The following is an 8532-nucleotide window of genomic DNA, read 5'->3' as shown; positions in this document are numbered from 1 at the left end:
AAAGCAGAGGGAAGAGGAAAGTTACAGGTATATATGAGATAAGGAGTTACCAACTTTATTTTCCACGGACAACATTTTTTTATAACAAAAAGCAATTATTCAACTGTCACCGACTTCGCGAGATTTCGTGGTTTATCCACATCACAGTCACGGTGCAGCGCAGCATAATAAGCTAGCAATTGTAATGGTATAACAGAGATAAGTGGTGTTAATAATTCGTGTACTTCTGGAATCACAAAACTATCTTCATCCATATTCAATCCGTTCATGGAAATGATGCATGGGTTCGCTCCGCGGGCAACTACTTCTTTGACATTTCCACGAATGCTTAAGTTCACACTTTCTTGGGTAGCCAGCGCAATGACTGGGGTACCTTCCTCAATCAATGCAATCGTGCCATGCTTTAACTCTCCGCCGGCAAAACCCTCTGCTTGAATGTAGGAAATTTCCTTCAGCTTAAGGGCTCCCTCTAAACCAACATAGAAATCAATTCCCCGTCCGATAAAGAAACAATTGCGGGTAACCGATAAGAATTCTCTTGCCATTACCTCGATAATCTCCTTCGAATCGCACAGAACCTCCATAGCATTGGCTGCCAAGCCAAGCTCATGAATCAAATCAAAGCTGACTTCCAGCCCGCGGCTTTTAGCTGTTACTTCAGCCAAAATACCCAGAACAGCTAATTGGGCTGTATACGCCTTGGTAGAGGCAACTGCAATTTCCGGACCTGCATGCAAGAGAAGTGTATAGTCTGCTTCACGTGAAAGCGTCGATCCAGGTACATTGGTGATGGTTAATGCGGGATAACCCATTTCTTTTACTTGAACAAGCACAGCACGGCTGTCGGCCGTTTCTCCGCTCTGGGAAATAAAGATAAACAATGGCCTTTCCGACAATAACGGCATATTATAGCCAAATTCGCTGGAAATATGAACCTCAACCGGAACTTTTGCCAAATTTTCAATGAACTGCTTTCCAACAAGACCCGCATGGTAGGACGTGCCGGCCGCAATAATATAAATCCGGTCTGCTGCTTTAACAGCACTGATAATTTCCTCTTCAATTTTAAGCTGTCCTTGGTCATTTTGATACGCTTGAATAATTTTACGGAGTACAGCCGGCTGTTCATCAATTTCCTTCAGCATGTAATGCGGATAGGTGCCCTTTTCAATGTCGCTTGCATCCAATTCAGCCGTATACGGGGTGCGGTTAATTGTTTCACCGGCCAGATTTTGGATTGTCACTTCATCTTTAGCCACAATCACAATTTCTTTATCCATTAATTCCACATATTGATTCGTCACTTGCAGCATGGCCATCGCGTCACTTGCCACAACATTGAAACCGTCCCCAAGGCCAACAAGAAGCGGGCTCTTATTCTTCGCTACATAAATGGTCTCATTGTCTTCTGCATCCAAAAGGGCAAGCGCATAAGAACCATGGAGCAGCTTTAAAGTGTTACGAAATGCTTCCAAGGTTTCGAAGCCTTCATGGGCAAATTTATCAACCAACTGAACGATGACTTCTGTATCGGTTTCACTTTCAAAACGAACGTCTGCCAAGTATTCGCGCTTTAATAGGTCATAATTTTCAATAACGCCGTTATGAACCAAAGTAAAGCGGCCAGACTCACTTTGGTGCGGGTGGGAATTTACCATGCTTGGCACGCCGTGCGTAGCCCAGCGGGTATGGCCAATCCCGATCTCCGCCATCACATTTTCATTGACGATGCCGCGTAAATCGGCAATCCGGCCTTTTGCTTTAAATACATGGATGCCGTTCTCATTTTTTACTGCAATCCCCGCTGAATCATAACCTCTATATTCGAGCTTTTCTAAACCCTTTAATAAAATCTCTTTCGAGTCGTTGTTTCCAATATATCCAACAATTCCGCACATAAATTTCTTTTCCTCCCTGGACGACAGGGGGCAAGAAGGCATGGAGGCATACTTGCCCCCTTATCTCTGTTTTAGGCATCTGTCTATGCCTGATTAAACATTGCTTTGTTTACGCATTTTCTTCCCTTTGTGCACAAAGTTGCCTCTGTGTTTTAAGGAAAAAATTACGGTTGTGCGTGCAGCCGGGAGGTATCCGCCGAACATTTCGATACTCCTCCTCCTCGTCAACTAATCACTCAGTCATGGATTAGTTCGGGCGCTATAATTATAGGTTTACCTGCTGCCCTCCTTTCATTCTGCGATAAACAAACTGCTTTAAAAAATAAAGCAATTTTATACTACATGAAAGAATAAGGGTACGTCAATTAAAAAACTAAAAAATGACTATTTTCCCAAAGATGATAAATCTATAAAATAAAATATGCATAAGGGAGCCATTTTGTTCCCTTATGCATATTTTATGCTATTCCTCTTTTAATCCCATTTCAGCTTCCACAACTTCAACAATCTGCTTCACATACGACTCGCAAAGCTCTTCTGTAGGTGCCTCAGCCATTACACGGACAAGCGGTTCCGTTCCTGATGGGCGCACGAGAATCCGCCCGTCGCCAGCCATTTCTGCTTCTACCTTGTCGATGATTTCTTTTACCTTTGCGTTATCTGTAACATGATGCTTGTCGGTGACTCTTACATTCACAAGCTTTTGCGGGAATTTTTGCATTTCCGCAGCCAATTCCGATAAAGGTTTCTTTGTAAATTTCATAATGTTTACTAATTGAAGGCCAGTTAATAACCCATCACCTGTCGTATTGTAATCCAAGAAAATGATATGGCCGGATTGCTCGCCGCCTAGATTATAGCCGTTTTTCTTCATTTCCTCTACGACATAGCGGTCCCCAACCGCGGTCGGGATGCTTTGAATTTGGTGACTTTCCAATGCCTTGTAGAAGCCTAGGTTGCTCATCACAGTCGAAACGATGGTGTTATGCTTCAGGCGGCCCATCTCTTTCATATATTTTCCGCAAATATATAGGATATGGTCACCATCGACAATTTTCCCATTTTCATCAATTGCAATCAATCGGTCACCATCGCCATCAAACGCAAGTCCTATATCAGCGCCTTTTTCCTTAACCAATTCAGCCAAGGCACCTGGATGGGTAGATCCGACCCCGTCATTAATATTCAGGCCGTTTGGCGCAGCACCCATGGTGGACAAATCTGCATCCAAGTCAGCAAATAAATGCGGAGCCAAGGACGAGGTCGCTCCGTGGGCACAATCCAAAGCAATATGAATCCCAGAGAAATCTTCATCAACGGTATTTTTCAAGTATTGCAGGTATTTTTGCCCGCCTTCAAAATAATCCATCACCAGGCCCAGGTCGGCGCCTGTTGGACGCGGCAGCTGGTCCTCAGGAAGATCCATCAGCTTCTCGATCTCTTCTTCTTGCTCATCCGATAATTTGAAACCATCTGGTCCGAAGAATTTAATTCCATTATCGCCAACCGGGTTATGGGAGGCGGAAATCATGACTCCCGCTTGGGCTCCTAACGCCTTTGTTAAAAATGCCACCCCAGGAGTGGAAATGACCCCAAGACGCATGACCTCAGCACCGATGGAAAGAAGACCCGCAACAAGCGCCCCCTCCAACATATGCCCGGATATCCGTGTATCCCGGCCAATCAAAACTTTTGGACGTGGTTTATCTTCTGTTAAAACATATCCGCCGAATCGGCCAAGTTTAAAGGCAAGTTCAGGTGTCAACTCGCTATTTGCCACTCCACGTACACCGTCGGTACCGAAATATTTTCCCATTTTAAAATCCGCTCCTTCAATATGTTATTGCGATATTATGCATTATTTGTAATTGTCACTTTTGCGGTTGATCGATCAGGTGTCCAATTTATGTTTGAAGGTCCCTCCACCTGAATATTGACTTCATGGCTTCCCTCGGTGAGGCTGTTTAAATCTATATATGCATGAAAATCACCTGGCCCTAATGCCGCCAGCGCTGAACTCGGACCATTGATTGTTAGATTAATTTGCTGGTTTGCCGGGTCGTTAATAACCGCTTTATACTTTGTGTCCAGCCCTTTAATGCTCAATGGGACACCCGTGACGGTCTTCTGTTCTTGCTTGGTTACAGTAACCTTGACATTCACCAGCTCCGGTGTAACCTTTGTTATTCCATTAGAAATGATGACTGGAAGTTCCAGTGTAGTATCATCGGTGATCTTAGTCAGGTCCACTTCCACCCTGACACTATCTGTCTCCTTCAGCACAGCTTCATTGCCAGAAATCACAGCCTCTTTTGTGTCAAGTGTGATGTCATCAATGGTGACGCCTGACGGCGGTGTCCCTTTTTTCACTATATCTATTGGGACCGTTTTAACATTCTGCTTAATTGGAATGGTCACTTTCACGGAAGCTGGTTCCACGGTGACATCCAGCTTATTTAAGTCTTTATCTAGAACTTGAATCGTTGCTTCTGCTTCGGTAGTTTCCTTTAATTTGTTTTTACCGCCAATCACTGCTTTTACATAGGCGATGCGGTCCATTTCGCTTTTGGCCCCCGTAATTTTCACCTTTTTCGGGTCAGTCACAGGTTGTCCGACCGAATAGCCATCTTCTATCAAGTCTTCATTAAATTCTGCTTCCACATTATATTGCTTGGAAATTTTTTCTTGAACCGTTACCGACACAGCTGCCGGCTTAATGGTCGCCTTCAATTTATCAGATAAGTCCTTAATCTGAATCTTAGCCTGCTGTCTGCCAATCTTGGCCCCTGTTAAATTGACATACACTTCAAAGCTGCGTAATGCTTTTACTGACTGCACAAGGGTGTTGGGCCCCTCAATGGTCACATCAACAGTATTGGGAATGCCCGACACCACTAAATTTTCGGTATCATAATAAACTTTTACTGGCACATCCTCAATCACCGCACTCTTTTCACCATCCGGCACATTCACTTCTTTATTGTCTGAAGCTGGTACCGAATTGTATAAAAGGACCGCCAATAATAAGGCTAAAATTTTGATAAACCAGGAATTATCCATCCATTTATCCATTGCTTTTTCCCCTCCAGTTCCAGCGGGCTGAAGAAGCTTGCTTCGTTTTTACAGAATCCACTAATTCATTGGTCAGTAATACTCTAAATTCATCTGCTTTCAAGTCACGATGCAATTCACCGTTTTTGGTCAATGAGATGCTTCCTGTTTCTTCAGAGACCACAACGGTAATGCTGTCCGTTACTTCACTTATCCCTAGTGCGGCCCGGTGCCTTGTTCCTAATTCTTTTGAAATAAACGGGCTTTCGGATAAAGGCAGGTAACAGGCAGCAGCAGCGATGGAATTTTTCTGAAGGATCACGGCCCCATCGTGCAGCGGCGTATTTGGTATGAAAATATTAATCAAAAGCTCAGATGATATTCTTGAATTTAACGGAATCCCTGTTTCGATATAATCATTCATCCCTGTTTCCCGCTCTATCGAAATTAACGCTCCTATTCGGCGCTTTGCCATGTAGTCGGCAGCTTTGATAATGGATTCCACCGTCTTCTCCTGGTCATCATCCCCCTGGTTGGCGGTCCTGGAAAAAAACTTCCCCCGCCCCAGCTGTTCCAGCGCTCTTCTTAATTCCGGCTGGAAAATAATGATGATTGCCAAGAACCCATAGGTGATCACCTGCTCCATAATCCAGCTAAGCGTCCTAAGCCCAAAAAAATCACTTACGACTTTTACAATCAATATGACAAAAATCCCTTTTAATAACTGAACAGCTTTCGTGCCTCTTATAATATTGATTAATTTATAAATGACATACCAGACAACAGCAATATCAACAATACTCGCTATATACTTCCAAAATGTCCAATCGGCAAACGGCATGATTCTTCCTCCGTAACTTTGCTTGCTTTAAAAACAAATGTACAAACAACTCATATATTATACCATAAAACACACATGTCCTTATTATATGTAACTGATAAAAAAAACAAATCACCCTAAAGGAGTGATTTGTTTTTTATTCGGAGTCAAAAACGTTAACGACCTGTTTAGCTGTTTTTTTCATGTGATACCACATCCAGTCAAAAACTTCATTCACCTCTTCAATATCTCCTGTCACATGGCCTGCTGAGGCCAAATATTGTTTCCCATGAATGACAGTAGCATCCCCTTGAATTTCACCTTCAATTTGCAAATCTCCATTGCGGACAATAACGTCGCCTTTGACTACTTCCCCTTTGGGCACAATGACAGTATTATCCTTCACAACCAGATTTTTCTGCTTGGAAACAGAAAATTCCTGGTCCTGATTCCAAGTTTGCACCAGACTGCCTAACATTAACACAGCGAATACGGAGGCAGCTGATAAAATCGGATGGGATTTTAACAAACGGCCCAGCCAAATCTTTTTCTTTTCCTTCGGCAATTTGGCCAAAACCTGCGCCGTAAAATCGGCGGGTGCCTGCATGTGAGAAATGCTCTGAACGAAAGCAACCGTCTTCTTTAACTCATTAAAAATGGTTTGGCACTCTTTACAGCTTTGGAGGTGTTCTCTGAGGATTTGCTCCTTGTCTGGGTCTAATTCATCGTCCAAGTAGTCATGCATTAGTTCAATAATTTGGTCCGGACACATTGGATTATTCACCTCTTATTTAAACGTACCGTAATTGTTGTCTCAGAGCTTCCCTGCCTCGGTGAATTCTGGTCTTGACCGTTCCTAGCGGCAGGTCAAGAATTTCACTGATTTCATTTAATGACAAATCTTCAATATATTTTAGGACAATCGCTGACCGGTATTTTTCTGGCAGCTTTAAAATTTCTTTTTGAACCGTTTCTTGGAGCTCTAAGCTTTCGACTTCCGTTTCCGGCAGCGGGGTATTAGACGGGATCTGTGAATACATCGTCAACCCTTCCGTCCCGGCCACTTCTGCGTCCAAGTAATAGTCTGGTTTCTTCTTGCGAAGCCGGTCAATGCACAAATTCGTGGCAATTCGATAAAGCCAGGTGGAAAATTTTAAATCCTGGTTAAACGATTCGATATTCACGTATGCTCGAATAAAGGTTTCCTGAGCTAGATCCTCTGCCTCATGACGGTTCCCAAGCATTCTGAAACACAGCTGGTATATACTGTTCTTATATATTTCAACAATATCGCCAAAGGCATCATGATCGCCTTTAATGACTTGTTTAATTCGTTTTTTTACTAGTTGGTCCATTAACTTACCTCAGCTCCATTGCTGCTAACGATAATACGAATCGTTAACAAAAAAGTTTCGCCTTTGACGAAAAAAGTTCCCAGTACCTATAATTTTAACAAAATATTACTAATAATTGCTAAAAAGATTCTAGCAGGTTTTAAAAACAAAAAAGCAGGGCGGTAAAAAACCAAAGTGCCCTGCCATATTACACAAAATATGATGAAATAACAATGCTATTATCCAAAAAAACAAAATAAATATGTTTTAAAGCAGCTTTTCCCCAAATAATGACCCCATTAATCCAACCGCAATCGACGCCGTTTTATTTCTCTCGTCCAAGATAGGGTTAACTTCTACAAATTCAGCAGATGTGATGATTTTTGCTTCTTCCAGCATTTCCATGGCCAAATGACTTTCACGATAACTGAGCCCTCCCATAACGGGTGTTCCCACACCAGGTGCCTCACGGGGATCTAATCCATCCAGGTCCAGTGATAAATGTACGCCATCTGTCCTATCCTTTAAATAAGCAATCGTTTCCTCCATAACCTTTGTCATACCCAGCCTGTCAATCTCATGCATGGTGTACACTTTCATTCCTTTTTCCTTCATCAGCTTCTTTTCCCCGTCATCTAATGCCCTGGCGCCAATGATCACGACATTTTCTGGTTTGACCTTAGGCGAGTAGCCGCCGATTCCCGTCAACAAGGAATGCCCCCATCCAAGGCTGGCTGCAAGCGGCATCCCATGGATATTTCCAGAAGGACTCGTTTCAGCCGTATTCAAATCACCGTGAGCATCATACCAAATGACTCCAAGGTTTTGATAATGCTTGGCTACGCCAGCCAAGGTTCCGATTGCAATACTATGATCGCCTCCAAGGACCAAAGGAAATGCACCAGACTGAACTACTTCATCTACTTTTTGGGCAAGTAATTCGTTTTTTTCCGCTACTAAATGCAGATTTCTGAGATTCGACTCTTGATCAATTTCAACCTCCGGCCTCCCAATTGGAATGTCCCCTAAATCCGCAAGTTCAGAAAAGAGCGGTTTCAATTTTTCATTGATTCCGGCGTAACGGATGGCACTTGGACCCATGTCCACCCCGCGCCGCATTTGACCTAAATCCATTGGCATGCCGATTATGGAAAGCTTATTGTGCATCACTAACCCCTCCCTATATGGTATATTTTAACGGTACATCTAAGAATGACTCAACTTGGCAAAATTTTGCATGTATATGCGCCGCAAAAGGTTCACCGCAGGGAGATGTAATTTTCCACATAAATTTTTATGCATAAAAAAACACAAGAGCATTTGCACTCTTGTGTTTAGCAATTATTTATTTATGAGCCATGAAGGACTCGAACCTTCGACCCTCTGATTAAAAGTCAGATGCTCTACCGACTGAGCTAATGGCTCAAAA

The 8532-nt window shown here is 43.0% G+C and carries 7 protein-coding genes and 1 tRNA gene; all 8 read right to left on the bottom strand.

Going from position 1 to position 8532, the window contains the following annotated elements:
* Window positions 1-95: 95 nt before the first annotated feature.
* Window positions 96-1898 (bottom strand): glutamine--fructose-6-phosphate transaminase (isomerizing), encoded by a 1803-nt coding sequence (gene glmS / locus NFS43_RS24145; protein WP_251555533.1) that lies wholly within the window; start codon window positions 1896-1898, stop codon window positions 96-98.
* 463 nt (window positions 1899-2361) lie between these two features.
* The gene (glmM, locus tag NFS43_RS24140; RefSeq protein WP_251555531.1) at window positions 2362-3714 is read right to left on the bottom strand and encodes a phosphoglucosamine mutase; all 1353 of its coding nucleotides are present in this window, start codon (window positions 3712-3714) and stop codon (window positions 2362-2364) included.
* A gap of 35 nt (window positions 3715-3749) precedes the next feature.
* The gene (locus tag NFS43_RS24135; protein ID WP_251555529.1) at window positions 3750-4970 is read right to left on the bottom strand and encodes a CdaR family protein; all 1221 of its coding nucleotides are present in this window, start codon (window positions 4968-4970) and stop codon (window positions 3750-3752) included.
* On the bottom strand, window positions 4963-5790 hold the full coding sequence (cdaA, locus tag NFS43_RS24130) for a diadenylate cyclase CdaA (protein ID WP_251555527.1): 828 nt from the start codon (window positions 5788-5790) through the stop codon (window positions 4963-4965). The genes NFS43_RS24135 and cdaA overlap by 8 nt, the downstream gene beginning before the upstream one ends.
* Before the next feature lie 136 nt (window positions 5791-5926).
* Complete coding sequence (locus tag NFS43_RS24125) at window positions 5927-6541, bottom strand: anti-sigma factor family protein (RefSeq protein WP_251555525.1); 615 nt, start codon at window positions 6539-6541, stop codon at window positions 5927-5929.
* Window positions 6542-6560: 19 nt separating this feature from the next.
* Window positions 6561-7124, bottom strand: coding sequence for an RNA polymerase sigma factor SigW (gene sigW / locus NFS43_RS24120; RefSeq protein ID WP_251555524.1), 564 nt, complete (start codon window positions 7122-7124; stop codon window positions 6561-6563).
* Window positions 7125-7370: 246 nt separating this feature from the next.
* A complete protein-coding gene (rocF, locus tag NFS43_RS24115) occupies window positions 7371-8270 on the bottom strand; it encodes an arginase (protein ID WP_251555523.1) in 900 nt (299 codons plus the stop codon).
* 185 nt (window positions 8271-8455) lie between these two features.
* Window positions 8456-8528 (bottom strand) — tRNA-Lys (locus NFS43_RS24110).
* Between the last annotated feature and the right edge of the window lie 4 nt (window positions 8529-8532).

The organism is Neobacillus muris, from assembly GCF_943193175.1.
Classification (GTDB): Bacteria; Bacillota; Bacilli; order Bacillales; family Cytobacillaceae; genus Neobacillus; species Neobacillus muris.
Note: the sequence above shows the minus strand (reverse complement) of the source record. Positions and strands in the feature narration are given on the sequence as shown.